At 68.3% G+C, this 25866-nt stretch carries 24 protein-coding genes and 1 tRNA gene; 6 read left to right on the top strand and 19 right to left on the bottom strand.

Going from position 1 to position 25866, the window contains the following annotated elements:
- Positions 1-28: 28 nt before the first annotated feature.
- Positions 29-1555, bottom strand: coding sequence for a wax ester/triacylglycerol synthase family O-acyltransferase (locus tag FN976_RS25065; protein ID WP_145896084.1), 1527 nt, complete (start codon positions 1553-1555; stop codon positions 29-31).
- 154 nt (positions 1556-1709) lie between these two features.
- Between FN976_RS25065 and FN976_RS25060 the strand changes: the two genes are divergently transcribed.
- Entirely contained in the window at positions 1710-1964 is a 255-nt protein-coding gene (locus FN976_RS25060; RefSeq protein ID WP_145896082.1) for an acyl-CoA-binding protein, read from the top strand.
- Here FN976_RS25060 and FN976_RS25055 read toward each other — a convergent pair.
- From FN976_RS25055 to FN976_RS25015, 9 genes are read right to left on the bottom strand one after another with little or no spacing between them, the layout of a single operon-like run.
- Entirely contained in the window at positions 1948-3195 is a 1248-nt protein-coding gene (locus FN976_RS25055) for an acyl-CoA reductase (RefSeq protein ID WP_145896080.1), read from the bottom strand. The genes FN976_RS25060 and FN976_RS25055 overlap by 17 nt on opposite strands.
- Positions 3192-4271, bottom strand: coding sequence for a LuxE/PaaK family acyltransferase (locus FN976_RS25050; RefSeq protein ID WP_145896078.1), 1080 nt, complete (start codon positions 4269-4271; stop codon positions 3192-3194). The genes FN976_RS25055 and FN976_RS25050 overlap by 4 nt, the downstream gene beginning before the upstream one ends.
- Positions 4268-5602, bottom strand: coding sequence for an AMP-binding protein (locus tag FN976_RS25045; RefSeq protein ID WP_145896076.1), 1335 nt, complete (start codon positions 5600-5602; stop codon positions 4268-4270). Before FN976_RS25045 ends, FN976_RS25050 begins: the two co-directional genes overlap by 4 nt.
- On the bottom strand, positions 5599-6336 hold the full coding sequence (locus FN976_RS25040; protein WP_145896074.1) for an SDR family NAD(P)-dependent oxidoreductase: 738 nt from the start codon (positions 6334-6336) through the stop codon (positions 5599-5601). Before FN976_RS25040 ends, FN976_RS25045 begins: the two co-directional genes overlap by 4 nt.
- 6 nt (positions 6337-6342) lie before the next feature.
- A complete protein-coding gene (locus tag FN976_RS25035; protein ID WP_145896071.1) occupies positions 6343-6567 on the bottom strand; it encodes an acyl carrier protein in 225 nt (74 codons plus the stop codon).
- A gap of 20 nt (positions 6568-6587) precedes the next feature.
- Positions 6588-7793: a CaiB/BaiF CoA transferase family protein gene (locus FN976_RS25030; protein WP_145896069.1), complete on the bottom strand. Its 1206-nt coding sequence runs from the start codon at positions 7791-7793 to the stop codon at positions 6588-6590.
- Positions 7794-7802: 9 nt separating this feature from the next.
- The gene (locus tag FN976_RS25025) at positions 7803-8222 is read right to left on the bottom strand and encodes a polyhydroxyalkanoic acid system family protein (RefSeq protein ID WP_145896067.1); all 420 of its coding nucleotides are present in this window, start codon (positions 8220-8222) and stop codon (positions 7803-7805) included.
- Complete coding sequence (locus tag FN976_RS25020) at positions 8215-9291, bottom strand: aminopeptidase (protein WP_145896136.1); 1077 nt, start codon at positions 9289-9291, stop codon at positions 8215-8217. The genes FN976_RS25025 and FN976_RS25020 overlap by 8 nt, the downstream gene beginning before the upstream one ends.
- A 17-nt stretch (positions 9292-9308) precedes the next feature.
- Positions 9309-11384, bottom strand: coding sequence for a molybdopterin-containing oxidoreductase family protein (locus tag FN976_RS25015; RefSeq protein WP_145896065.1), 2076 nt, complete (start codon positions 11382-11384; stop codon positions 9309-9311).
- A gap of 65 nt (positions 11385-11449) precedes the next feature.
- Here FN976_RS25015 and FN976_RS25010 point away from each other — a divergent pair, with 65 nt between their 5' ends.
- Together FN976_RS25010 and FN976_RS25005 are read left to right on the top strand one after the other, a co-directional pair.
- The gene (locus FN976_RS25010; protein ID WP_145896063.1) at positions 11450-12583 is read left to right on the top strand and encodes an ABC transporter substrate-binding protein; all 1134 of its coding nucleotides are present in this window, start codon (positions 11450-11452) and stop codon (positions 12581-12583) included.
- 59 nt (positions 12584-12642) lie between these two features.
- Positions 12643-13770, top strand: coding sequence for an ABC transporter substrate-binding protein (locus FN976_RS25005; protein WP_145896061.1), 1128 nt, complete (start codon positions 12643-12645; stop codon positions 13768-13770).
- On the opposite strand, the gene argE is transcribed toward FN976_RS25005, so the two are convergent.
- Positions 13767-14936 (bottom strand): acetylornithine deacetylase, encoded by a 1170-nt coding sequence (argE, locus tag FN976_RS25000; protein WP_145896059.1) that lies wholly within the window; start codon positions 14934-14936, stop codon positions 13767-13769. The two genes, FN976_RS25005 and argE, sit on opposite strands and share 4 nt — an antisense overlap.
- Before the next feature lie 87 nt (positions 14937-15023).
- On the opposite strand from argE, the gene FN976_RS24995 reads away from it, so the two are divergent.
- Together FN976_RS24995 and FN976_RS24990 are read left to right on the top strand one after the other, a co-directional pair.
- The gene (locus FN976_RS24995) at positions 15024-16220 is read left to right on the top strand and encodes a M20 aminoacylase family protein (protein ID WP_145896057.1); all 1197 of its coding nucleotides are present in this window, start codon (positions 15024-15026) and stop codon (positions 16218-16220) included.
- The gene (locus FN976_RS24990; RefSeq protein ID WP_145896055.1) at positions 16217-17311 is read left to right on the top strand and encodes a M14 family metallopeptidase; all 1095 of its coding nucleotides are present in this window, start codon (positions 16217-16219) and stop codon (positions 17309-17311) included. Before FN976_RS24995 ends, FN976_RS24990 begins: the two co-directional genes overlap by 4 nt.
- 4 nt (positions 17312-17315) lie before the next feature.
- On the opposite strand, the gene FN976_RS24985 is transcribed toward FN976_RS24990, so the two are convergent.
- The 5 genes from FN976_RS24985 to FN976_RS24965 all read right to left on the bottom strand — a co-directional run bounded on the left by FN976_RS24985 (position 17316) and on the right by FN976_RS24965 (position 24008).
- On the bottom strand, positions 17316-18332 hold the full coding sequence (locus tag FN976_RS24985) for a Bug family tripartite tricarboxylate transporter substrate binding protein (protein WP_186511178.1): 1017 nt from the start codon (positions 18330-18332) through the stop codon (positions 17316-17318).
- Between the two features lie 22 nt (positions 18333-18354).
- Positions 18355-19128, bottom strand: coding sequence for a type III pantothenate kinase (locus FN976_RS24980; protein ID WP_145896053.1), 774 nt, complete (start codon positions 19126-19128; stop codon positions 18355-18357).
- 18 nt (positions 19129-19146) lie between these two features.
- Positions 19147-20079: a hypothetical protein gene (locus FN976_RS24975; protein ID WP_145896051.1), complete on the bottom strand. Its 933-nt coding sequence runs from the start codon at positions 20077-20079 to the stop codon at positions 19147-19149.
- Between the two features lie 69 nt (positions 20080-20148).
- Positions 20149-22902, bottom strand: coding sequence for a preprotein translocase subunit SecA (secA, locus tag FN976_RS24970; RefSeq protein ID WP_145896049.1), 2754 nt, complete (start codon positions 22900-22902; stop codon positions 20149-20151).
- 125 nt (positions 22903-23027) lie between these two features.
- Positions 23028-24008 carry a M23 family metallopeptidase gene (locus FN976_RS24965; RefSeq protein WP_186511176.1) on the bottom strand — a complete coding sequence of 327 codons (981 nt, stop codon included), beginning with the start codon at positions 24006-24008 and terminating at the stop codon, positions 23028-23030.
- Between the two features lie 32 nt (positions 24009-24040).
- On the opposite strand from FN976_RS24965, the gene FN976_RS24960 reads away from it, so the two are divergent.
- On the top strand, positions 24041-24349 hold the full coding sequence (locus FN976_RS24960) for a hypothetical protein (RefSeq protein ID WP_145896045.1): 309 nt from the start codon (positions 24041-24043) through the stop codon (positions 24347-24349).
- A 60-nt stretch (positions 24350-24409) separates the two neighbouring features.
- On the opposite strand, the gene FN976_RS24955 is transcribed toward FN976_RS24960, so the two are convergent.
- The 3 genes from FN976_RS24955 to FN976_RS24945 form a co-directional block, all read right to left on the bottom strand.
- Positions 24410-24485, bottom strand: a tRNA-Thr gene (locus FN976_RS24955).
- Positions 24486-24631: 146 nt separating this feature from the next.
- Positions 24632-25138: a ClpXP protease specificity-enhancing factor gene (locus FN976_RS24950; protein WP_145896043.1), complete on the bottom strand. Its 507-nt coding sequence runs from the start codon at positions 25136-25138 to the stop codon at positions 24632-24634.
- Between the two features lie 26 nt (positions 25139-25164).
- Positions 25165-25776: a glutathione S-transferase N-terminal domain-containing protein gene (locus tag FN976_RS24945; RefSeq protein WP_061500777.1), complete on the bottom strand. Its 612-nt coding sequence runs from the start codon at positions 25774-25776 to the stop codon at positions 25165-25167.
- Positions 25777-25866 lie beyond the last annotated feature (90 nt).

Here is a 25866-nt window from a genome sequence, read left to right as displayed (position 1 = left end):
GGGTTCGGGCTGCGCCGCTCACCCCAGCCTACTCCCCCCAGGGGAGCATCAGCGTGACGAGCGAGAGCTTCGCGAACTCAGGCTCGAACTCGTCGATGATCTCCTGCGGCTCGGGGCACAGCAGCGTGTCGGTGATCACGCCGAACTGCACGCCGCCCCCGTAGCTGAGGATCGACACGCCCAGGCCGATGTCGCCCGACTGTGGGACCCAAAACATGCTTTGCTGCAGCGTGGAGCCCAGCAGCTTGAGCTTCTCGCGCGGGCCCGGCACGTTGGTCATCACCGCCGTGGTCTTGCGGCCGAACAGGTTCAGCATGGCGTCCTGCGCGGGCTTGATCAACAAGCCGGCCACCGCCAGCAGCCCGAAGGCCAGCAACGGCTGCGTGCTGCCCTTCAGCGCGTTCATGCGCCGCCGCACTTCGTAGACCCGCTCGATCGGGTTCGCCATGCCGATCGGCAGCACCAGCGGCACCAGGCCGAAACGGTTGCCCAGCTTGTAGGCCTGGTCCAGCGGACGCAGGTTCACCGGGATCATCGCGCGGATCTCCTGGCCCTCGACGTCGTCGCCCTTGTTCTTCAGGTACTCACCGATGGCACCCGCCACGCAGGACAGCAGGACGTCGTTCACGGAGCAGTTGAGCGCCTTGCCCACCGCCTTCACTTCATCGAGCGGCAGCGGCTCGCACCACGCGACGCGCTTGGCGGCGCCCGGCTTGCCCTTCAGCCTGGTCTTGGAGTCGTCCGGCATCAGCGCCAGTGCCGCCGCGTCGCTCACCACCTGGTAGGCCAGCCGTGCCATGTCCAGCGAGCCGGACATGCCTTTCTGTGGGTCGCGCAGCATGCCCAGCCCCTTGACGGCGCCGTCGCCCGCCGCGCCCAGCGCGCGCACGGTGAGATCGGTGAGCGGCTTGATCAGCGTGTCGGCGATCCAATCCTCGGCGCCGGCCGGCGCCTGCTTGCGCTTGCGCTCCGGCGGCGGCAGGCCGCCATCGACCAGCGACATGGTGACGGAGATGAGCGCGATGCCGTCGGCGATGCAGTGGTGGATGCGCACGAGGAGCGCGCTGCCGCCTTCGTAGTCCTCGACCAGGTGAAACTGCCACAGGGGGCGCTTGTGGTCGAGCGGCTCCATGGCGAGTTCGCCCACGCGCTTCTGCAGCGCCGCCTGCGCCATGCCCGGTTTCGTCTTCGGCAGCTTCTCGCGGATGATGTGTTCCGCGACGTTCACCTTGTGCTCGACCCAGGTGGCCCCGGCCGCGTCTTCCACCACCCGCTGGCGGAAGCGGCCGTACTTCAGCAGGCGGTCCTCGACCCGCTGGCACAGGTCGGCGTACTTGATGCCCGGCGTGAGCGTCCACACGCCGACGATCATCATCAGGTTGCTGGGCGAATCCATGCGCAGCCAGGCGGTGTCCACCTTGGTCATGCGCTCGCCGGTGAGCCCCAGCATGCCGCTGGCGGCGCGGCTGGCGTTCTTGCGCACCGCCTTGGCCGCCCGGCGGGCCGATTGCGTGGCCTGGCTGGCCACTTCCTGCGCGACGATGCGGGTCACCATGCTTGCTCCATCCGTTGTGTTGTCTGATTTGGTGGGTTTGGGAGGTGGCCCCTATTCTGGTGGGGCGCCGGACCTTAAGATAGCGCGAAGTTACCCGCAGTCGAGCTGGCCGGGTAGAGTTCCATCCCAACGAACCGCAGGAGACCTCCTTCCCATGGCCGACCTCAAAGCCGAATTCGAAGCCGCCGTCGCCGGCTCCAAGAGCCTCACCGAGCGCCCGGACAACGCCACGCTGCTGAAGATCTACGCGCTGTACAAGCAGGCCACCGCGGGTGACAACACCGAGAAGAAGCCGGGCTTCGGCGACATGGTCGGCCGCGCCAAGTGGGACGCCTGGAACGGCATGAAGGGGACGTCGAACAACGACGCCATGCAGCAGTACGTCGACCTGATCAAGTCGCTGAGCTGATTCGCACGCGGCGGCTGAAAGCCGCCAGCAGGTCGACGCCGTCCCACACGGCGTCGAATTCCAGCGCCTTTCCCACCGGCACGATGCGGTCCAGCGCGCGCGGCGGCAACGCCGCGGCGAATGCCTGCAGTTCCGCCGGACCGAACCCGAACACCGCCAGAGTCTGGTCGCGGTCGTCCAGTTGCGGCGCCAGCGTGGCCAATGAGGCGAGCGATTGCTCCAGGAACAACCCGTTGCCGCAGTGCAGGTCCCGCAGTTCCCGGTCCGGCGGCCGCTGCAAGTGCAGCCGCAGCGGAAAGCCCGTGGGGGCCTCATTCACCGTGACAGCGCCGCGGGCCGCATAGTCGAAAGCCGCGACCACGCGCGCCATGGTCATCGCAGCGGTGTTGTCGGGTGCGCGGCGCGTCAGCTCGGCGCCGAGCGCGGACCAGAAGCGCGCTTTGGCGGCGTCGATGTCCGCCGCGCTGCCGACCCAGTGCAGCACGCGCGGCGACGAGCACGCCTGCTGGGCGAACCAGAAGGCATCGTTGTAGAAGGCGCCGGCCAGCTTCACCAGGCCCGCATCGTCCGCTGCCAGCACCGCAGCCGCGTCGAAGGCCGCCGCGGAAAAACGATCCGGGAACACCAGCTCTGCCGCCGTGGGACGCAAGGGGATCGCGCGGATGGCGGCCACCGTGGCATCGCCGCCCCAGACCACGCGCAACTGCGCGGCCTGCGAGATCGCCCGGGTGACCTCCGCCTCATGGGGATACGTCAGCAGGAGGAGGCGCCCGGTCATCGCATGGCCCACAGCCGGGTCCGCGAGCGTGGCGTGCAGCGCGGCGACGAACCGGTCGACCTGCGGACTCGGCTTCTGCGAGACCCGCACGATGTTGGCGTTGCCGGCCAGCGCCGAGAGCAGCCAGGAGTACATGAAGATCGAGTCGACGTTCGCCGGCGCGAGATGGAACGCCAGGCCGCGTCCCACGGCGAAACTGGCAGCGTCACCGGCCTGCTGGCGCGCCGCGAGCTCGCGCAACCGGGCGCCACGGAACCAATGGGCCAGCGCCAGCAATTCGGGGTAGGGGCGGGCGGCCGTGTCCATTGCGAGGCGCCGCGAAAACGCAGCGACGAAGCACATGGCCCGATCGTCGAAGGGCCGCCAGGCCGGCAGCGCCGCCATCCGGCCGACGGCCGCGTCCAGCGTCTCGCCTGGCAACGCGCCCAGCAGCAGCGTGGCCTGCGCGGTCACGGCAGCACCCGCGTGTCGCTGCAGCCGCGCAATTCCGCTTCCGGCATCCGGCCCAGCACCGAGAAGTAGCGGCCCAGGCGGCCGCAGGCGCAATCGTCCTCGCCGTGCAGCACGCCCAGGTCTTCCGTCAGCAGCGAATGGCCCGGGTAACTGAGAGGGAGGGCACTGAGCACCTGCAGCACGCCGGGTTGCCCGGCCCCGAGCGGCTGCAAAGTGCGGGCATCGCGCACCACGACATCCGCGAACACGGGGCTGTGCAGGTGGCCCTGCTCGCATTCCATGAAGATGGTGCCGGTCTGTTCGACCATGCCGTAGTAGTTGGCGACGCGCGTGATGCCCAGCGTCTCGCGCACCGCGGCCTTGAATTCCTGATGGCTGACCTGCTGGTCGGCCAGGCGTTTCCAGCCGCCGCCATGCAGCAGCCAGCTGCCCTCAGGGAAACGCAACGCACGGCCCTGCCGGCGCAATGCCTGCACGAGGTGCTGCCACACCAGCGCCGTGAAGCCGAAGAGCAGCACGGGCTGGTCCGCATGGGCGGCGAGCCAGGCATCCAGGCCCTCGGTGTCCAGCAGCAGCAGCTCGTCGAGCGCATGGAAGTGGTCGCGGCCCAGCACCGAAAAGCCGAGGAGCGCCGCGGCTCGCGCATTGAAGCGGGTGCGGTCCCGCAGCAGCGCGGCGCTGTCGGCCACCACCATCGGCAGGCGCTGGCGCCCGAGGAACGCGGTCATGATGGCCGTCAGCACCCGGCCTTGCCGCACCGACGTTTCGCGGTCCAGGTGGATGCGCGAAGGCGTGTGACCGGTCGTGCCGCTCGACACCAGCGTCTTGACGATGGCTTCGCGCGGCACGCTGAGGAGGTCGAGCGACTTGAACAGCCGCACCGGCAGGTACGGCAACGCCTCGATCGTGCCGGCCGGCCCTGCCGGGAACAACGTCTCGCGCGCGGCACGGTAAGGCGCGCAGCGTTGCGCATGCCAGTCACCCAGCGCGTTCAGCGTGGCGAGCATCCCGGCGCGCTTGACCGCCGCGGGCACGTCGTACATGCGCGCCAGGTCGAATGGCAGGGGCACACTCATGCGGCCCCCGCTTGCTGCTGCAGCGCCGCGTAGTCGGGCTTGCCATTGGGCAGGCGCGGCAGGGCCTGCAGCGCGGTCACCTGGAACATCGAGGGATGCAGGCGCAGCTGCTGCACCAGCACGTCCTTCGCGGCGGAGGCGTCCGGTGCTTCGATCGCGGCCAGCAACCGGTCGTCGCGCCCGGTCACCGCCACCGCCACCCCCAGCGCTCGCGCCAGGATGGCTTCGACCTCGTCCAGCCCGACGCGGTGCCCAGCCAGCTTCACGAAGCGGCCCAAGCGCCCCGTGACGTAGAAGAACCCGTCTTCATCCATCCGGCCGCGGTCGCCGGTGCGCAGGACACCACGCAGCACATCCCCCATGGCCAGGTCGGCGGCGGTTTCGGCGTAGCCCATCATCACGTTCGGGCCCCGATAGACCAACTCACCCCCGTCGAGCGCCAGAGCACCACCGGGGACGGGGATGCCGATGGCGCCCACCTTGCGCGCCAGGTGCTCAGGCGGAACGTAGCTGATGCGCGCCGTGGCTTCCGTCTGGCCATACATGACGAAGAAGCGCCAGCTCCGCGCCGCGGCCAAGGACTGGAAATGGCGAGTCAGCGATTCGCCCAGCGGCCCGCCGGCCTGCGTGAGCGTCCTCAGCGATGGCAAGGCCCGCTGCTCGAAGCCGGTGCGCTGCAGCAACTGGTAGAGGTAGGGCACGCCCGACAAGGACGTGACGCCGTGCGCGTCCACCGTCTCCCAGAACGGGCGTTGGATGATGCTCGCGTCCGTGAGCACCACGGACGCGCCCGCGTGCAGGTGGCTGTGCAGCACCGACAGGCCGTAGGAGTAGTGCAGCGGCAGTGTCGTGACCGCGCGCTCCCCAGCGCCGATCCCCAGGAAACGCGCGATCGATTCCGCGTTGGCGTGCAGGGCGCTGTGCGAGAGCCGCACGAGGCGCGGGCTGCCGGTGGTGCCCGACGTCGTGAGCAGCAACGCCAGATCGGCATGCAGCGGCGGCCCGTCCGTGTCACGCCACCGCAGGCCACCGGACGCATCGAAGATCCACGCGGGGTCGTAACGTTCGACCAGCGCCTGCAACAGCGGCGCGGGGAGCTCTGGCGCCAGCAGCAGCGGCACGTGTCCCGCGCGCAGGCAACCCAGGTAGTGGGCAAGCGCCGGCAGCGTGTTGCGCATCGCGATGAAGCCCAGCCGCCGCCCGCCGGCCGGCCGCAACGCCGTCGCGACGTCGCCGGCGCGTTGCGCCAGTTCGCCGTAGCTGACCGCCGTTCCGCGCTCGTCGATGGCCGCCACCGTGCGGGCGTCATGCGCGAGCTGCCAGAAGCTCACAAGCTCATGCCTCCGTCGATCCCGACCACCTGCCCGGTCACATAGGCCGCGGCATCGCTCGCGAGGAACTGCACCAGTGCCGCCACCTCCTCGGGCCGCCCCGGCCGGCCCATGCGGATGCGGCCCAGCGCGTCCAAGCGCGTCGACTCGCTCTCGCCGGCATGCAGGTCGGATTCGATGTAGCCCGGCGCCACGGCGTTCACGCGGACCTGGGACTTCGCCAGCTCCTTCGCCGCCGCCAGCGTCGCCCCGATCAACCCGGCCTTCGCCGAGGCATAGGCGACCTGCCCTTCGAAGCCGTAGCGGCCGACGATGGAACTGATGTTCACGATGGCGCCGCTCCCGTTGCGCGCCATCAGCCGCCCGGCGGCCTGCAGGTGCAGCACGGCCGCGGTCAGGTTGATCTCCAGTGTTCGCGTGAGCGCCGCATGCGTCAGCGTCCCGAGGGCAGCCGCCTCCATGACGCCGGCGTTGTTCACCAGGACATCGAGCCGCCCGAACTGCTTGAAGATGCGCTGGAAGGCCTCGCGAGCCGGCTCCGGTTGCTCCAGCGGGTAGGCGCAAAGTAGCGGCGTAGGGGCGCCCAGCGTTTGCAGTTCATCCAGCACGGGCTGGAGGTTCGCGTCGCTGCGCGCATGCAGCACCAGTTGCTCGCCGGCGCCGGCGAATGCCAGCGCGCAGGCCCGGCCGATGCCGCGCGAGGCGCCGGTGACGAAGACGACGCGCGCGGCCATCGATGCTCAGAGGTACTTCGCGACGATCCGCTTCGCTTCGGCGAAGCTGCTCATGTCGATCACGTCCTCGGCGTCGATCATGATGCCGAACGCTTCCTCGATCGCCGCCACCAACGCCATGTGGGCCACCGAGTCCCAGGCGGGCGACTCGGCGTACTTCAGCGAATCGCCGACCTGCGCGGGCTCCAGCGCGAGCGCGGTGGCGAAGACTTGCCGCAACTTCTCATTCATCGGCAAAGTATAGGTGGGGCTCATCTGACGATGCCACGCGCCCGCAAGGCGGCGACCTGCTCCTCGTCCAGGCCGATCTCGCGCAACACCGCGTCGGTGTCCTGCCCGAGCTCGGGAGCGTTCCGGTGCTGGCCTCCCGGCGTGAGCGACAGTTTGGGCACGATGCCTGGAACGGTGAGCGTGCTGCCATCGCTCATGCGCACCTGCTGCAGCATGCCCCGTGCCTGGTAGTGCGGGTCGGCGGCGATGTCGGCCACCGTATAGATGCGGCCCGCCGGCACGCCCGCCGCGTCGAGCGCCGCCAGCACGTCGTCCACGCTGCGCGAGCTGGTCCACGCGCCGATGGCTGCGTCGATCTCCCCGACCCGCTTCACGCGGCCCGCGTTGTCGGCGAGGGCGGGGTCCGCCGCCAGGTCGGGGCGGCCGATGACGCCCATCAGGCGCTTGAAGATGCTGTCGCCGTTGCCCGCGACGAGCGCGTACGCGCCTTCGCGGCACAGGTAGGCGTTGCTGGGCGCGATGCCCGGCAGCGCGCTGCCCCCGGGGCCGCGCACGGCGCCGAAGGCGCTGTATTCGGGCAGGAGGCTTTCCATGCAGTTGAACACCGCTTCGTAGAGGGCCACGTCCACCACCTGGCCTACGCCGGACGAATGCCGGTGCTGCAGCGCCAGCAGGATGCCGATGACGCCGTGCAGCGAAGCGAGCGTGTCGCCGATGCTCACGCCCACGCGCACAGGCACGCGCCCCGGCTCCGCCGTGAGGTGGCGCAGCCCGCCCATCGCCTCGCCCACCACGCCGAAGCCGGCGCGGTCGCGGTAAGGACCGGTCTGCCCATAGCCGCTCACGCGCAGCATGATCAGGCGCGGGTTCCGGGCCAGCAGGGTGTCGGGGCCCAGGCCCCAGCCTTCCATGGCGCCAGGACGGAAATTCTCGATCAGCACGTCGGCCTCCCCGGCCAGCCGCCGCACGATGTCCTGCGCCTCCGCGACTTTGAGGTCGAGGGCGACGCTGCGCTTGTTGCGCGACTGCACCTGCCACCAGACCGATGTACCGTCCTTCATCAGCCGCCAGTTGCGCAGCGGATCGCCCTGGAGCGGCGGTTCGATCTTGACGACGTCGGCCCCGAAATCCGCCAGGGTCTTGGCCGCGAAGGGCCCGGCGATCAGTTGGCCGAGTTCCAGCACCTTCAGGCCCGCCAGGGGCCCGGCGGCGGCTGTCATTTCCATGAGGCCCCGCTATTTCTTCTTCGCTGCCGGCGCCTTGGCCGGCGATTTCGCCACGGGCTTCGCCGCCGCCTTCCTGGCGGGCTTGTCGTGCTTCGCCTCGTGCTTGGCGAGCCCCTTGTCGAACGCCTTCAGCGGCTCCTTCTCCTGCAGCAAGGCGTCCAGGTTCTCGACGATGGCGGATTCGATCTTGTCCTTGAAGATGCCGAGCAGCAGGCCCAGCCGGGCGTCCAGCACGAAGCTGTCCTTGGTCACCTTGAGCTCACCGCTCGCCCCGGGGCGCTTGAAGCTCACCAGGTCGGAGGTCTTGCCCTCCTCGTAAGTGCACTCCATGTCGAGCTTGGCCTCGGCCGTCTCGGCCCAGCGGAAGGCGAGCTCGCGCGCCTGCGCCAGGCCCAGGGAATGTTCCCGCGTGATGTGGATGTCAGGCACCTGGGGTCTCCTTCAATTTCTTGTGCCGCTCTGGCTTGGGCAGCGCCGCGAGCGCGCGCGCCGCATCGTAAAACCGCTTCCAGTCCCCGCCGGCCTCGTGGAACAGCGCCTCGAATCCGGGGACGAGTTCGTCGTACGCGGCCTGCGTGCCGAAGAAGGCATTGTTGGCTCGCTCGACCCAGCGGTCGTAACCGCGCCACAACGCTGGGTCGCCCGTCCAGCCGGACCGGAGCTTCGCATAGTCGGCGCGGAATTGTTCCATGGCGGCGCGCTTGCCGGCTTCCTTCTGCTCGTCACTGGTGCCGGGGGTCTCGTAGACAAGCTTCAGGCGGTCGCGGGTCGCCCGCGAAAGCGCGCGAAACGCACGGCGGCGGTCGTCGAAAGCCGCGTAGTCCGCGCGCGCCTGCTCGCTGGCCTCCGTCGCCAGCCAGCGCGCGCCGCCCAGGCGTTCGACGGCGGTGGCGAACGACTCGTTGAACATGGTGTCGTTCTTCGCGTAGACCACCTGGTGCGCCAGTTCGTGGAACAGCAGGCGCGCGAGCTCGCCTTCGGGGTAGTGGATGAAGGTGTTGAGCAGCGGGTCGCCACCGGCCCAATTCATCAGGCCCAAGGTGGAATAGGCGGGTACCGGGTACACGTTGGCCTCGTAGCCCAGCCGCCGCTGGATTTCGGCTTCGGCGCGGGCCGCGGCTTCATCGTAGTAGCCGCGATAGCCGACGCAGCCCGTCACGGGGAAGCACCAGGTCTTCAGCTCCAGCGAGTAGATGGGCGCCGCCACCACGTTCCAGACCGCGGCAGTGCGATGCAGGTCGGCGTAGCGGCGGTAGCTCGGGTTGTCGGGCAGGTGCAGTTCGCGCACCGCGTAGTCGCGGATGCGCTGCGACAGGGCCAGCTTCTGCCGGATGCGCTCGGGTGTGCCCTCGTCCGCCAGCCAATCGCCGACCGGCTTGGCCGCGTTCATCACCTTCAGGTGGCCCGTGACCGACTGCCAGTAGTAGCCCAGGTTGGCGCAGCCCGAGAGGCAGACCGTCGCCGCCACCGCCAATGCCGCCACCGATGCCAATCCCATGAGCAGCCGGCCCTTCTTCACGCGGGCAGGACGTCGACCAGGCAGTCGTAGAAGACCGGCGCCCGCCCGATGTCCGTCAGCCGCTGGCTGGTCAGCTGGTTGACGTTGGTGCCGGCCAGCCCCAGCTTGCGCCACCAGATGCCCAGGCCATGAACCACGCCCGGCCGCGCGCGCGGCGAGACCTTGGCACGCACCACGTATTCGCCGCGGTCGTTGAACACGCGCACCACGGCGCCGTCGGCGATGCCGCGCGCCGCCGCATCGCCCGCGTGGATTTCCAGCAGCGGCTCGCCCTCGGCGTCGCGCAGGCTGTGCACGTTCACGAAGGTGGAGTTCAGGAAGTTGCGGGCCGGCGGGGAGATCATCGCCAGCGGATAACGCGTCGACGAACCAGGCACCTCGTAGTTCGGAACGTGGTCCGGCAAGCCGTCCTGCCCCAGGCGTTGCAGCCGTTCACTGAAGAATTCGCAGCGGCCGGACGGCGTCGGGAAGCCACCTTCGGCGAACGGCGCGTCCGGCACCGCCAGCGGCGCGAAGCCCTGGTCCATCAGCAGCGAGAAATCGACCCGGTCGCCGAAGGCGGTCCGGCACAGGCTGAAGTCGTCCTCCTGCAGGCAGGGCTCGTCCAGGCCCATGCGTGAGGCCAGCGCGCGGAAGATGTCCGTGTTGGTCCGGGCCCCGCCCACCGGCGCGATGGCCGGGCGGTTCAGCATGATGTCCGTGTGGCCGTAGGCCAGGTGGATGTCCCAGTGCTCCAGCTGCGTCGTCGCCGGCAGCACGTAATCGGCGTAGTCCGCCGTGTCGGTCTGGAAGTGCTCCAGCACCACGGTGAAGAGATCCTCGCGCGCGAAGCCCTGCACCACCTTGCCGGACTCCGGCGCGACCGCCACCGGGTTGCTGTTGTAGACAACGAGGGCTTCGATGGCCGGGCCGAAGTCCGGCGACGAGGGCCGCAGCAAGTCGTCGCCGATGGTGCTCATGTTGATGGTCCGCGGCATGCGGCCGGCCAGGAGGTCCGGCCGCTGCAGCGCCGCCTTGTCGACCGGGAACATCCCCGAACTGGAAAGCAGCAGGCCGCCGGCCCGCTCGCGCCAGGCGCCGGTGAGGGCGGGCAGGCAGGCGATCGCGCGGACGGCATTGCCGCCGCCGCGCACGCGTTGCATGCCGTAGTTCAGGCGGATGGCTGCCGGCCGGGTCGTCGCGTAGTCGCGAGCCAGCGCGCGGATTTGCGCGGCAGGCACGCCGCAGACCTCGGCGGCCCGTTCGGGCGTCCATTGCAGCGCGCGTTCGCGCAGGCCTTCCCAGCCCAGGGTGTGGCGCGCGATGTAGTCGTGGTCCAGCCACTCATTCACGATCAATTCATGCATGAGCGCGAAGGCCAGCGCCGCATCGGTACCGGGCAGCAACTGCACGTGCTCGTGGCACTTCTCGGCGGTTTCGGTGCGGCGCGGGTCGATGCAGACCAGGCGTGCACCGTTGCGCTTGGCCTGCTGCGCGAGCCGCCAGAAGTGCAGGTTGCTCGCGATGGAGTTGCTGCCCCAGATCAGGATCAGCTTGGCCTCGGCGAAGAACTCCACCTTCATGCCGACCTTGCCGCCGAGCGTGTACATCAGCGCTTCGCCGCCCGCGGATGCGCAGATCGTGCGGTCCAGCAAGGAGGCGCCCAGCCGGTGGAAGAAGCGCGCCGCGATGCTCTCGCCCTGCACCAGGCCCATGGTGCCGGCGTAGCTGTACGGCACGACCGCCTGTGGCGCGCGCGCCGCGATTGCTGACAGTCGGCTTGCAATGTCGGTGAGAGCCTCGTCCCAGCCGACCGGCTCGAACTGCCCCGAGCCCTTGGGGCCGCTGCGCCTCAGTGGCCGCAGGAGGCGGTCGGGGTGGTAGGTGCGCTCGGTGTAGTGCGAAACCTTGGTGCACAGGACACCGTCCGTCGGCGCATGCGCGGGATTCCCCTGAACCTTAAGCGCTACTCCGTCCTGTACTGTCGTGAGCAGGGCGCAGGTGTCCGGGCAGTCGTGCGGGCAGGCCCCTCGCACCTGGGAAAGCCCGGGTGCCGGGGTGCGGCCCGCAGCAATGGCAGATGTGTCACCCATGTCGTCCATCAGGAAAGTCGTCGTTTGGCCGTCGCCACAAGCGAAGGGCCTTTTGGAGAGATCAAATGAGCTTCGTCCCCAAGCTGGCCCGGTTCACGATGGTAGCCGCCCTGGCCCTGGCCGGGTGGGCCGCCCATGCCCAGGAGGGCGTGACCAAGACCAGCATCGTGCTGGGGCAGTCCATCGCCCTCACCGGCCCCGGTTCCACGCTCGCATCGGCCTTCCACACCGGCGCCAAGCTCTACTTTGACCGGCTCAACGCCGCCGGGGGCATTGGCGGCCGCAAGATCGACCTGGTCACCATCGACGACCGCGGCAACCCGAAAACCAGCGCCGAGAACACCAAGAAGCTGCTGGAGCAGGGGGTGTTCTCCCTCTTCGGCTACTACGGTTCCCCCCAGGTCACGGCCTCGTACCCGCTCATCAAGGAGGGCGACGTGATGCTGTTCGCACCGATGGCGGCGGCAGATGAGTTCCGGGGCGCCCTCTATGCGAATGTCTATTCGATCCGGCCCGGCTATGCCGAGGAAGCTGCCGCGATCGCCCGCCACGCGGAAACCATGGGTGCCCGCAAGATGGGCATCCTGCATGCCGCGGACGGCGAATCCATGGCGGCGCTCGACTCCGCCACCCGCACCATCCCCAGCATGGGCGGCAACGTGGTGGTGAACGCGTCGCTGGCCAGCGGCAGCGTCGCCAACAGCGTCGACAAGACCATGGCGGCCAAGCCCGATTCCGTGCTGGTGATCAGCGATTCGAACACCGCCGCCAATGCGGTGCGCGACCTGCGGGCCAAGGGCTTCCGGGGGCCGGTCTACGGCTTCTCGAACACCGGCGAAAGCCTGCTGGCCGAGGAACTGGGCAAGGACGGTGCCGGCGTGGTGGTGGTGCGGGTCGTTCCCAAGAGCGACACGGCCAAGGTGCCGGTGGTGCGCGAACTGATGGCGGACGCCCTGGCGGCCAAGGCCGGCAAGACCAACGTGTACATGCTGGAGGGCTACATCGCCGCCTGGGTGTACGCCGAGGCCCTGCGCCGCATCCCCAAGGGGGACGTCACCCGGCTGAAGTTCAGGAAGGCCATGGAGGGCCTGGACGATGTCAGCGTCGGCGGCTTCCGGATCCACTTCGCGGAAGAGCGCGTGGCCTCGAAAATGGTGCAGCTGAGCCTGATCGACTCGCAGGGGCGGGTGCGGGAGTAATCCACAAGCGCGCGTTCCACGACAGCCTTCCGCAAGCCCCGATCTGCGAAAATTGTGGCATGCTAACTCGTCGAACCTTCACCCGCGCCGCCGGCGCCCTGGCCTTTCTCGGGGCTCCCGCGATCCGCGCCCAGGGCGACCGCATCCTCCTCGGCCAATCCGCCCCCTTCACCGGCCCCGCCGCGCAGCTGGGCATCCAGTTCCGCCTGGGCGCGAAGCTCTATTTCGACCAGGTCAATGCCCAGGGCGGCATCCACAAGCGCCCGGTCGAACTGGTGCATCTCGACGACGGCTACGAGCCGGACCGCTGCGCGGAGAACACGCGCAAGCTCCTGGCGGACGACCCCGTTTCGCTGTTCGGCTACATCGGCACGCCGACCAGCGTCGCCGCCCTGCCCCTGGCGACGTCTGCGAAGGCACCGTTCTTCGCGCCCTTCACCGGCGCGATGGCCCTGCGCCAGCCGTTCAACCGGTATGCCTTCCACTTGCGGGCGTCGTACAACGACGAGACCGGCGTGATCGTGCGCCAGCTCACCGGGCTGGGCCTGAAGAAGATCGCGGTTTTCCACCAGAACGATGCCTACGGCAAGGCCGGCCTCGACGGCGTGGAGCTCGCGCTCGGCGCCCAGAACATGAAGCCGGTGGCCAAGGCCACGGTGGAGCGCAACTCGGTGGACGTCGCCGCGGCGGTCAAGACCCTGGTCGCCGCCGGGCCCGACGCCATCGTGCAGATCGGCGCCTACAAGGCCTGCGCGGCGTTCATCCGCGCTGCCAAGGCGGCCGGCTACGGTGGCACTTTCTACAACGTGTCATTCGTGGGCACCCAGGCCCTGGCCGACGAGCTCGGCAAGGACGGCGCCGGCATCGTGGTGTCGCAGGTGATGCCCTCGCCGTACAACGCCGCGCGGCCCATCGCGCGCGAATTCGTCGACGCGGTCAAGAAGGTCGGCGGCGAACACACGGCCAACTTCTCCAGCATGGAAGGCTACCTGGCCGCCAAGGTCATCACCGACGCCCTGCGCCGCGGCCCCGCGAAAGTCACGCGCGAAGGCCTGATCACCGCGCTGGAATCCACCGGCAGCCAGAGCCTGGGCGGTTTCACGGTGAGCTTCTCGCCGACCGACCACGTGGCGTCGAGCTTCGTCGAGCTGTCAATGCTCACCGGCGACGGCCGCGTCCGGACTTAAGGCTCGAGCGTTTCCACCCGCGCCAGGCCTTCCATGAACGCCTGGCAGCGCGCCAGCTGGTCCAGGCCCACATACTCGTCGGGCTGGTGCGCCTGCTGGATGCTGCCCGGGCCGCAGACCACCGTCGGGATGCCGGCATTCTTGAAGATGCCGGCTTCGGTGCCGAAGGCCACTTGCGTCACGCGCTGCTCGCCGGCCAGGCGCAGGGCCAGCTGCGTGACCGCATCGCCCTCCGCACCCAGGAAGCTGGGGATCTCGCAGATGGTTTCGAAACTGAACCCGGTGTCGGGCGCGACGGCCTGCATCGCGGGCTCGAGCGAGCGCGCATAGGCCACCACCTGCGCCTGCATGGCGCGCGCATAGGCCGTCGGCAGGTCGCGGAATTCGTAGCGGAACTCGGCGTCGCGCGGCACCACGTTGTCGGCGATGCCGCCGTGGAACTGGCCCACGCTGGCCGTGGAGAACGGCACGTCGAAGCCCTCGTAGCGCGGCTCGTCGCGTTCGAAGCCTTCGGCCATGCCGCGCACCTGGCCGACCAGTTTCGCGGCCATTTCGATGGCGTTCACCGAATGCGGCGTCAGCGAGGAGTGCGCTTCTTTCCCGCGCACGCAGCATTTGTAGCGGTAGACCCCCTTGTGCGCGATGGCGGGGACCATGCTGGTCGGCTCGCCGACGATGCAGGCCAGCGGCGCGACGCCCGCGTCGCGCATGTCCGCGATGAGCTCCTTCACGCCGAAGCAGCCGACCTCCTCGTCGTAGCTGAAGGCGAAGTGCAGCGCGAACGGCGCCCGGCTGTTCAGGAAGGTTTCCGCGTGCGCCAGCGCGATCGCGATGAAGCTCTTCATGTCGGCCGAGCCGCGGCCGTAGAGGCGGCCGTCACGCACTTCGGCGGACAAGGGGTCCATGCTCCAGGCCTGGCCGTCCCAGGGCACGGTGTCAGTGTGACCGGAAAGTATCAAGCCCGCGGGCTTGCCCTCGCCCAGCGTGGCGAAAAGATTGGCTTTCGTCTTTTCCGCGTTGTACGTCAGCCGGCTGGCCACCCCGAGGCGCTTCAGCTCGTCGCGGATGCAGTGGATCAGGTCGAGGTTGGAGTTGGCGCTGACGGTGTTGAACCGCACCAGCTGTTGCGCGAGTGCGAGGGCGCGCGGGGCCAGGGAAGGTGCCATGCGGCCATTGTCGCGGAATATCCCCGATGCGCCACGGGACGGGGCGGCTTAGACTGGCGGTCTTGCCCTGAGAAAACGATTCATCCCATGAAGTTACTGGATTCCATCGTCACCGAGGCCGCGTCCATCGCCGCCGTGCGCCGTGACATCCACGCGCACCCCGAACTGTGTTTCGAAGAGGCGCGCACCTCCGACCTGGTGGCGGCCAAGCTCACCGAATGGGGCATCCCGATCGTGCGCGGACTCGGCACCACCGGGGTCGTCGGCATCCTGAAGAACGGCACGTCCACGCGCGCCGTCGGCCTGCGCGCCGACATGGACGCATTGCCCATGCAGGAATTCAACACCTTCGCGCACGCCAGCAAGCACGCCGGCAAGATGCACGCGTGCGGCCATGACGGCCACACCGCCATGCTGCTGGCCGCGGGCAAGCACTTCGCGAAGAACCGCAACTTCGACGGCACCGTGTACCTGATCTTCCAGCCGGCCGAAGAAGGCGGCGGCGGCGCGCGCGAGATGATCAAGGACGGCCTGTTCGAGAAGTTCCCGATGGAAGCCGTGTTCGGCATGCACAACTGGCCAGGCAACCAGGTGGGCAAGTTCGCGGTCAGCGCCGGGCCGGTGATGGCGTCCTCCAACGAGTTCAAGATCGTGATCCGCGGCAAGGGCAGCCACGCCGCGCTGCCGCACAACGGCATCGACCCGGTGCCGGTCGCCTGCCAGATGGTGCAGGCCTTCCAGACCATCATCAGCCGCAACAAGAAGCCCATCGACGCCGGCGTGATCTCGGTGACGATGATCCATGCGGGCGAAGCCACCAACGTCGTGCCCGACAGCTGCGAGCTGCAGGGCACGGTGCGCACCTTCACGCTGGAGGTGCTGGACCTGATCGAGAAGCGCATGCAGCAGATCGCCGAGCACGTGTGCGCGGCGCACGACGCGCAATGCGAATTCGAGTTCGTTCGCAACTATCCGCCGACGATCAATTCGGCGGCCGAAGCCGAGTTCGCGCGCGGCGTGATGGCGTCCATCGTCGGCCCGGACAACGTCGAACTGCAGGAGCCCACCATGGGGGCGGAAGACTTCGCCTACATGCTGCAGGCCAAGCCGGGCGCCTACTGCTTCATCGCCAATGGCGACGGCAGCCACCGCGAGATGGGACACGGCGGCGGGCCCTGCATGCTGCACAACCCGAGCTACGACTTCAACGACGACCTGATCCCGCTGGGCGCCACCTACTGGGTGCGGCTGGCCGAGGCCTGGCTGGCGAAGGACCGTGCATGACGGCGAGTGACGCGTTCTCGACCAGCTACGCCGAAGCCCGCCAGAAGTTCCTGCAGGCCGCCGCCGACGCGGGCCTGAGCGTCGAATCGAAGCCGCATCCCCTGCCCGGCCGCGATGGCGAGCAACTTGCCATGGACGTCGCGCGAGATGGTTCGCCCGATGCAGCCAAGCTGCTGATCCTGACCAGCGCCTGCCACGGCGTGGAGGGCTATTGCGGCAGCGGCGTGCAAGTCGATGCACTTCGCAACCAGGCCTGGCGCCAAGCCGCGGCGGACAAGGGCGTGGCGGTGCTCTACATCCACGCGCTCAACCCGTACGGCTTCTCGCACATCCGCCGCACGACGCACGAGAACGTCGACCTGAACCGCAACTTCCACGATTTCGAGAAGCCCCTGCCCGTGAACCCGGCGTACAGCGAGATCCATCCATTGCTGCTGCCCGACGTGTGGCCGCCGGACGCCGCGAACCTGCAAGCCACCGGGCAATACCTCGCGACACGCGGCGAGGCCGCCTTCCAGGCCGCCGTGAGCGGCGGCCAGCACGCGCACCCGGAGGGCCTGTTCTTCGGCGGCCAGGCGCCGACGTGGAGCAACCTGGCGCTGCGCGAGGTGCTTCGTGCGCACGGGCGGCGCGCGGCGCGCATCGGCTGGATCGACATCCACACCGGCCTGGGCCCGAGCGGCAAGGGCGAGCGCATCTACGCCGGCCGCGACGACGCTGCTTCCGTCGCACGCGCGCGGGCGTGGTGGAGCGGCGGCGGCCGCACGCCGGTGACGTCCATCTACGACGGCTCCTCGACGTCAGCCTTCCTCACGGGCCTGATGTGGGGCGCGGTGTACGAGGAATGCCCGCAGGCGGAATACACCGGCATCGCGATGGAGTACGGCACCGTCCCGGTGCTGGAAACCTTGCAGGCCCTGCGCGGCGAGCACTGGCTGGAGCAGCACCCTGAAGCCCCGCCCGAGCTCGCCAAGGCGATCAAGCAGAAGATGCTGGATGCGTTCTACACCGACACCGACGAGTGGCGGGAGCAGATCGTGGCGCAGGCCCGCGAATCGCTGGAGCAGGCGATCGCAGGCCTCTCGGCCTAGCCCGTCACTCGACTTTGATGTTCCGCATGGCGATGACGCCACCCAGCAGGTTGGTGTCGGACTTCATGCGGTTGGCCAGGCCCTCCGCCGAAGTACCGGCCACCTGCCAGCCCTGCTGAAACAGCTTCTGCCGCACGTCCGGCGAGCGGGCGATCTCGCTGATCAGCGCCGACAGCCTGGCCACGACCGGCTTCGGCATGGAGGCCGGCGCAGCGGCCGCCGTCCAGATCTCGAGCTGGAAGCCGCGGATACCGCCTTCGTCGAGGCTTGGGTATTCAGGGACCAGCGGGCTGCGGTTGACCGAGGTGACACCCACGGCCTTGAGCTTGCCCGCGCGGATCTGCGCGGCCGCCAGCCCCGGGGGCAGCAGCGAGAGCTGGATCTGCCCGCCGATCATCGCGTTGATGACCTGCGGGTTGCCGGGGTAGGGAACGTGCACCGGAGAAATGTTGGTCTTCGTCTTGAGCAACTCCATGCCGATGTGGCCGACGGTGCCGACGCCGGGCGTGCCGTAGCTCCACTTGTCGCCACCGTTGCGCGCGGCCAGGAAGAACTCCTGGGCGTTGGTGAACGGCAGGCTCGCCGGCGCGGTGAGCAGCAGCGGCGCCGTGCCGATCAGGCTGATGGGCGCCAGGTCCCGCGCCGGGTCGTACGGCGTCGCCGGGTTGAGCATCCTGGCGATGGTCAGGTTGCCGTTGATCATCACGCCGATGGTGTGCTCGTCGGTGGCCTTCGCCACGATGTCGGCGGCGATGTTCCCGCCGGCACCGGGCCGGTTTTCCACGACCACGGGCTGGCCCAGCGCGCGCGAAAGCGGCTCGGCGATCGTGCGGGCGACGAGATCGGGGGTGGAGCCGCCCGGGAAGCCCACCATGATCTTGACGGGCTGGGTGGGCCAGGGCTTGCCGGGCGTGGCGGCCGCAGGGCGCGCGGGGCGCGAAGGCGTGGGCGCCTGGGCCTGCACCCCGGCGGCGGCCAGGGCCAGCAGCAGGAGGGCTCGGCGAGGGATGGATTGGGTCACGACAGGTTCCTTCCAGGTCGATTCATTGCGCGGCGGCGCGGCTGCGGGCGATGACCAGCAGCCCGTCGAAGATCAGGCTCTCCACCAGTTCGAAGCCCTCCAGCAAGTGGGGCGCCATCTTCCAGCCCGCGCCGCCGGTCATGATGCAGACCGGGTCGGTGCCGGACCGCCGGCGCAGGTGCTGCACCATGCGTTCGATCGCGCCGGCGATGGCAAACGTGCCGCCGCTGGTGAGCGCATCACTGGTGTTGGTCGGGAATTCGCGCACCTCGCCAGTCGGCACGTGCAGGCCCGCGGTGCCGCTCTCCAGCGCGCGCAGCATGATGCCGTGGCCGGGCAGGATGAGGCCGCCGAGGAAGTGGCCGTCGGCATCGAGGGCCTCGACCGTCACGGCCGTGCCCACCATCACCACGACCGCGGGCCGGGCGGCACCCGCCACCAGCACGCGCTGGCGCGCGCCGATCATCGCCACCCAGCGGTCGGCGCCCAGGCGTGTCGGATGGTCGTAACCATTCGAGACCCCGGCCTCGGCACCGCTGGACACCACCCAGTGGGCGGGGATGTCCCATAGTTCTTCCATCTGCTCTTCGACCCGGCGCTTGACGGCGTCGGCGGCGACGCAGCATCCCAGCATGCGGTCGGGCGGGGCCAGTTGCGCCCAGGCGCCGTCGGCGAGCTTGTCGATGTTTTCGAGGAATTCCGCGCCCTGCGCCAGCGGCGCGGCACCTGGCTCCGTCGTGGCGTAGAGCGCCCACTTCAGGCGCGTGTTGCCAATGTCGATCGCCAGCAGTGGCATGTCAGGGGCGAGCCCGTCCTAGACGGCTTCCTGCAGCGGCTTTTCGAGCGCGGCCAGCTCGTCGACGAGATCCTTCTCGTAGAACTGCAGCTGGTTGCAGTCGCGGCTGGCCCGCTTGAGCGCCTTCATGAGCTCGTCGTGCGCCGTCCGCGCCGGCTCGAGGTCGACGCCGGGGCCGCCTTCGGCGACAGCCTCGGCGACCAGCCGCAAGCGGGAGCGCCAGGCTTTCACCTCGCCATCGAGCATGGACTGCAACGCGCCCAGGGCGCCCTCGCGCTTGCCGGCCGTGGTGTTCACGCGCTCCTTGGTGTGTTGCGCCGCCGACCGCGCGAAGCCGAGGTGCTTGAGCCGGCCCACCAGCAGTTCACAGCGCTTGGTGTCTTCGTCGATCAGCTTCTGCGCTTCGACGTCGGGCCCGCTGAACTGGCGGGTCTTCAACTGGGCGCGCATGTCCTGCAGCCAGCGGCTGCCCTGGCCGACGATCTTGTCGATCGCGCGCTCCTCCACCTCGAATTCGACGAGCGAACGCTCCGTCACCGGTGTCAGCGCCTGGTGCTTCTTGTGCGCCTCCTTGACTTCGTCGGCCAGGTCCTCGATGGCGCGGCCGATGCGCTCGTACTGCGCCACGAAGCCCGCGCCCTCTTCCTTGCCCTTGCCGGTGGCGCGCGCCAGCCAGCCCTTGGGCTGCAGCAGTTCGAAGTCCAGCTTGGGGAGTTCGGCCGATAGTGACTCCAGCGCCGTCGCCACGCCGTTGTAGTTGCGCTCGCGCGCCTGCACCTCGAGTTGCTTGCGCAGATCGACCAGGCGGCGCACGTGGCCGCTGCCCGCGTCCGCCGCGAGCTGGTCCAGGTACGCGGTGGGCGTGCCGGCCGGCTTGGCGGGCTTCATGCGCAGCTGCGCGAGGCGCGCAGGCGTCATGAGCGATGCCGTCTGGTCGGGGTCGTCCGTCATGGCTCGACTATATAAACGTTTTCACGCCCCGCGCACCCCGCCGGCAACCAAGACCTGCAAGCATCTGTATCAGGTCAATTGCCCGTGGCAGTGCTTGTACTTCTTGCCGCTGCCGCACGGGCAGGGGTCGTTGCGGCCGACGCGCGCCATGGCCGAGGCCGGCGCACGAGCAGTCCCTTCGTCGACGATGCTTTCGACCTCGCCCGTCTCGGTCGGCGCGGTGTAGGTCACGTTCGCGATGCGCTCGGCGCGGTTCTCCAGCTCATCAGCCGCCTGCTCCAGCTGTTCGCCGGACTGCACCTTGACCGTCATCAGGATCTTGGTCACCTCGTTCTTCACCGCGTCCAGCATCTGGCCGAACAGCTCGAACGCCTCGCGCTTGTATTCCTGCTTCGGCTGCTTCTGGGCGTAGCCGCGCAGGTGGATGCCCTGGCGCAGGTAGTCGAGGGCGGACAGGTGCTCACGCCAATGGGTATCGATGCTTTGCAGCAGCACCATGCGCTCGAACTGGGTGAAGTTCTCGGCGCCGATCTGCGCCACCTTGGCGTCGAAGGCGGCATTGGCCGCGGCCACCACTTTTTCGGCGATCTCGTCGTCGGTGATCGTGCTGGAGGCCTCGACTTCCTGCCGGAGCGCCAGCTGGATCTCCCATTCCTCGGCCAGCACTTTTTCCAGGCCCGGCAGGTCCCACTGTTCCTCGACCGATTCCGGTGGCACGTACTGGTGGGCCAGGTCGGTGAAGCAGCCTTCGCGCAGCCCCGCGATCTGGTCGCCGAGCTCCTTGGCGTCGAGGATGTCGTTGCGCTGCTGGTAGATGACCTTGCGCTGGTCGTTGGAGACGTCGTCGTACTCCAGCAATTGCTTGCGGATGTCGAAGTTGCGGCCTTCGACCTTGCGCTGCGCGCTCTCGATGCTGCGCGTGACGATGCCGGCTTCGATGGCTTCGCCATCGGGCATCTTCAGGCGTTCCATGATGGCGCGCACGCGGTCGCCCGCGAAGATGCGCATCAGCGGATCGTCCAGGCTCAGGTAGAACCGCGACGAGCCCGGGTCGCCCTGGCGCCCGGACCGGCCGCGCAGCTGGTTGTCGATGCGGCGGCTTTCATGCCGCTCGGTCGCGATGATGCGCAGCCCGCCCTGGGCCACCACGAATTCGTGTTCCTTCTGCCACTCGGCGCGCATCTGCGCGATGCGTTCCTGCTTGCCGGCGGCTTCCACCGTCTCGTCGGCCTCCAGTGCCTCGATCGCCTTCTCGACGTTGCCGCCCAGCACGATGTCGGTGCCGCGGCCCGCCATGTTGGTGGCGATGGTGATCATCTTCGGGCGGCCGGCCTGCGCCACGATGTCGGCTTCGCGCGCGTGCTGCTTGGCGTTGAGCACCTGGTGCGGCAGCTTCGCCTTCTCGAGCAGCTGGGCGATGATTTCCGAGTTCTCGATCGACGTGGTGCCCACCAGCACCGGCTGGCCGCGCTCGTGGCACTCGCGGATGTCGATGATGGCGGCTTCGTACTTCTCGCGCGCGGTCTTGTACACGCGATCGAGCTGGTCGTCGCGGCGGCTCGGCTTGTTCGGCGGGATCACGACGGTTTCCAGGCCGTAGATCTCCTGGAATTCGTAGGCTTCGGTGTCGGCCGTGCCCGTCATGCCGGCGAGCTTGCCGTAGAGGCGGAAGTAGTTCTGGAACGTGATCGAAGCGAGCGTCTGGTTCTCGGGCTGGATCTGCACGCCCTCCTTGGCTTCCACGGCCTGATGCAGGCCGTCGCTCCAGCGGCGCCCGCTCATCAGCCGGCCGGTGAACTCGTCGACGATGACGACCTCGCCTTCCTGCACGACGTAGTGCTGGTCGCGGTGGTAGAGCTTGTTGGCCCGCAGCGCCGCGTTCAGGTGGTGCATCAGCGAGATGTTCGCCGGGTCGTACAGCGTCGCGCCCTCGGGAATGAGGCCCAGGTTGAACAGGATGCGTTCGGCGTTCTCGTGGCCGGCCTCGGTCAGGAACACCTGGTGGGTCTTCTCGTCCACCGTGAAATCGCCGGGCTTGGTGACGCCCTCGCCGGTGCGCGGGTCGGCCTCGCCTTCCTGCTTCGTGAGCAGCGGCACCACCTTGTTGATGGCGACATAGAGGTCCGTGTGGTCCTCGGCCTGGCCGCTGATGATCAGGGGCGTGCGCGCCTCGTCGATCAGGATCGAGTCCACCTCGTCGACGATCGCGTAGTTCAGCGCCCGCTGCACGCGGTCGTTGGACTCGTAGACCATGTTGTCGCGCAGGTAGTCGAAGCCGTACTCGTTGTTGGTGCCGTAGGTGATGTCGCAGCGGTAGGCCGCCTGCTTCTGCTCGCGCGGCATCTGCGGCAGGTTCACGCCCACGGTGAGCCCCAGGAAGTTGTACAGCTTGCCCATCCACTGGGCGTCGCGATTGGCCAGGTAGTCGTTCACCGTGACCACGTGCACGCCCTTGCCGGTGAGCGCGTTCAGGTACACCGGCAGGGTCGCGGTGAGGGTCTTGCCCTCGCCGGTCCGCATCTCGGCGATCTTGCCCTGGTGCAGCGCCACCCCGCCCATCAGCTGGACGTCGAAGTGGCGCATCTTCATGACCCGCTTCGACCCTTCGCGGACGACGGCGAAAGCTTCGGGCAGGATCGCGTCGAGCGCCTCGCCGCCGGCGACGCGATCGCGGAACTCCTGGGTCTTGGCGCGCAGCTGCTCGTCGCTCAGCTGCTCGAACTGGGGCTCCAGCGCATTGATGGCCGTCACCGACTTGCGGAACTGCTTGAGCAGCCGGTCGTTGCGGGAGCCGAAGATTTTGGTCAGGAAGTTGTTGGCCATGAACGCGGCCGATCCGGCGGGCTCAAGCCCGGCGGACGGCGCCATCCTCTAGTTGTCGGTGCAGGTGAAATGGAGCCGCCGCAGCGCCTTTGCAAGGCTGGGCTGTGGCGGCAAAGCCAGGGATTTTACCTGCGGGAGGGCATCTGGAGGGCCGGCGCCGGTGCGACCGCGGCCGGGGCCACCGCCGCCAAGGCAGGCAGGGCCCGCCCGGCGGTCAGGAACTTGTTCGGGTCCTGGTAGACGCCCTGCACCATCACTTCGAAGTGCAGGTGGGGGCCGGTCGAGCGGCCCGAAGAGCCGACTTCGGCGATCTTCTGGCCCCGTTTGACGAGATCGCCCTTCTTCACGTGCAGGCGGGACGCATGCGCATAGCGCGTGATCAGGTCGTTGCCATGGTCCACCTCGACCATGTTGCCGTAGGCGGGGTGCACCTCGGCCGTGACCACCACGCCGCCGGCCGCGGCCAGGATCGGGGTGCCGGGGTCAGCCTGGAAGTCGAGCCCGGTGTGGAGCGCCGAACGCCCCGTGAAAGGATCGATGCGCCAGCCGAACGCCGAACCCAGATTGCCGGCCTGGACCGGCTGCTGGGTCGGGATCATCATCTTCTTGATGCGCTGGTCGAACAGGCGCGATTCCATGACCGTGAACAGGTCGTTGCGCTGGTTGGAGAGCTGGTCCAGGTCGGACAGGGTGGCCTGCAGCTCCTCCATCGTGAGCGACCGGCCTTCGACCAGCACGCCGCCACGGCCCGGAGCGCTCTTGATCTCCTCGGGGTTCACGCCCGCCAGGCCGGACACCCGGACGCCGAGCGCCTCGAGCTGGGCCATCTTGGCCTGCATCTCGCCCAGCTTGCGCGCCATGGCGTCGAGGTTCTCGCGCATGAAGCGGTCGCGCTGCTCGAATTCGTCCTTGACGACCAGTTTCACCAGCGTGCCGATGACCGGCCAGCCTTCCCGCGCGCCCTTCAGGAACACCCAGTGGTAGAGACCCGCGGCCAACATCATGAGGGCCAGCGACAGGGTGAAAAGCGCGAGGACGAGTTTCGTTCCGCTCAGGTGGACCGCGCGGCTTTTGGCGAGCCACGCATCCGTGATAATGAAATGCACCGAAGTCCCCTCATCTTTTTGCGACACTGCCCATGAACCGACGCCTTCCAGCCGTGCCCGTGCACGAGGCGGCCGAGGCATCGCCAACGCTGGCCCGGCTCACGCAGCTGGCGCGCGAATCCGGCGAGCGATTCAAGGCGATCGAACCATCCATCCCTGCTTCGCTGCGTGCCAGCATCCGGCCGGGGCCCATCGAGGGGACCTCCTGGTGCCTGCTGGTCGAAGGCAGCGCCGCGGCCGCCAAGCTCCGCCAGATCCTGCCGATCCTGCAAAGCCAGCTCAACAGCCGGGGATGGGAGGTTACCTCAATTCGCCTGAAACTGGAAAGCCCCCGAAAGTAAGCAAGAGCTTCGGTGGCGTGCGACCAACGGCGCAGTTCGGGTCCTGGGAGGCAGGGAGATTGGTGCCGATTGTCCGAATCGAACGGACGACCTACCGCTTACAAGGCGGTTGCTCTACCAACTGAGCTAAATCGGCTTCGCTTCACTCTGAAAACGCTGCGCGTTTTCAGAGTGGCTAATTAGATCAGATGACGAAGGCCGGAGTGAATCCGGCCTTCGTCATGGAGGGACCGCCCTGCGCGATGCTACGGTCGGTCCGGGTGCCCCTGCGGGGTTTAAAACCTACTTCACGCGCTTCAGAGCGGGGCGCGGTCCGGTTGGGGGACGCGGCGGTTCGTCATCAGGAGGCGCACTGGCCTCCGGCGTCACGAGCTGGACGACCTTGCCCTCGTCCTGCGCCGTGCCCGCGGCCGGGACGCTGGTGAGCGGCGAGGGCTGCTTGGGGGGTTCCTCGCCGCCGGCCGACGGGACGGGCACCGGAAAGGCCATGCCCTGCCCGTTCTCGCGCGCGTAGATCGCGATCACCCGGTTGACGGGCACCATGATTTCGCGCGCGGAGCCGGCAAACCGGGCCTTGAACTCGATGAAGTCGTTGCCCAGCTTCAGCGAACTGGTCGCGTCGAAGCTGATGTTCAGGACGATCTCGCCGTTCTTCACGTACTCGCGCGGCACCTGCACGGTGTCGTCGACCAGCACCGCGACATAGGGCGTGAAGCCGTTGTCCGTGCACCAGTCGTACAGGGCGCGGATCAGGTACGGGCGGGTCGACGTGGATTCCAGGGCGTTCATGCTCGGTGGCCGCGGCACGCCCAGGTTTACTTGCGCATCACCTTCTCGGACGGCGTCAGGGCCTCGATGTAGGCCGGCCGGGAGAAGATGCGCTCGGCGTACTTGAGCAGGGGCGCGGCGTTCTTGGACAACTCGATGCCATAGTAATCGAGGCGCCACAGCAGGGGCGCGATGGCGACGTCGAGCATCGAGAAGTTCTCGCCCAGCATGTACTTGTTCTTCAGGAACACGGGCGCCAGCTGCGTGAGGCGGTCGCGGATGTGCGAGCGGGCCTTCTCCAGCGCCTTCTCGTTCGACTTGGCCGCGCGCGACTCGAGCGTGGACACGTGCACGAACAGTTCCTTCTCGAAATTGAGCAGGAACAGGCGCACGCGGGCGCGATCGACCGGGTCGCCGGGCATCAGCTGCGGATGCGGGAAGCGCTCGTCGATGTACTCGTTGATGATGTTCGACTCGTACAGGATCAGGTCGCGCTCGACCAGGATCGGCACCTGGCCGTACGGGTTCATCACGTTGATGTCTTCCGGCTTGTTGTACAGGTCGACGTCGCGGATCTCGAAATCCATGCCTTTTTCGAACAGCACGAAACGGCAGCGGTGGGAGAAGGGGCAGGTGGTTCCCGAGTAAAGCACCATCATTTTGTGTGTCCTTTAAAGCTAAAAAGAGTGGGTCCAAAGAAGGAGCCCACTCCGACAAGTCCGCGTGTCCGGCAACGCCGGACCGCGTTT

Source organism: Caenimonas sedimenti, assembly GCF_007833165.1.
Classification (GTDB): domain Bacteria; phylum Pseudomonadota; class Gammaproteobacteria; order Burkholderiales; family Burkholderiaceae_C; genus Ramlibacter; species Ramlibacter sedimenti.
Note: the sequence above shows the minus strand (reverse complement) of the source record. Positions and strands in the feature narration are given on the sequence as shown.